At 48.6% G+C, this 553-nt stretch carries 1 protein-coding gene; it reads right to left on the bottom strand.

The genetic code is table 11. From position 1 onward, the window contains the following. Positions 1-536: PTS sugar transporter subunit IIA (locus tag R7R78_RS28705; RefSeq protein ID WP_025586018.1), on the bottom strand; the 536-nt coding region annotated here is incomplete at its 3' end. Between the last annotated feature and the right edge of the window lie 17 nt (positions 537-553).

Here is a 553-nt window from a genome sequence, read left to right on the forward strand (position 1 = left end):
CAGCCGGTGTTTTTCAAGAGGCCACCTGCCACAGCGCTCATCTGTACCATATCGCTTGCAGGGAAAAGCAGCTGGATAAGAGACGCATCGAAGTCCGCTTCAAGCTGAACATCACCATGAAGTAGGGCAATGATGTCTTCTTCGCTTTTTGCATCGCGAAGACGCTCTTCCACGCCATCAGCACCTAGCACTTTGGTCAGTTGCTTCAGAATGCCTAAGTGCTCGTCTGATTTTGCCGCGATACCAATCGCAACGAAGACTTTGTTTCCATCACCCCAATCCACACCTTTAGGAAAGTGGTGAACAGCGACGCCAGTGGTTTTTACCATTGAGCGAGTGTCGGTTGTGCCGTGAGGGATCGCGATGCCGTTACCTAAAAACGTTGAGTTTTGGTTTTCACGATTTAGCATGCCTTCCACATAACCTTGTTCAACAAGGCCTTTGTCTGTCAGGCTTTGCGCAATATTCTTGATTGCTGCAAACTTATCTGTCGCTGATTGCGAGAGGGTAATGTCGTTCTTGTTTAGCTTAAGCATGGTGCTTCTCCAGCCTT

This window comes from Vibrio sp. 2134-1, assembly GCF_033339495.1.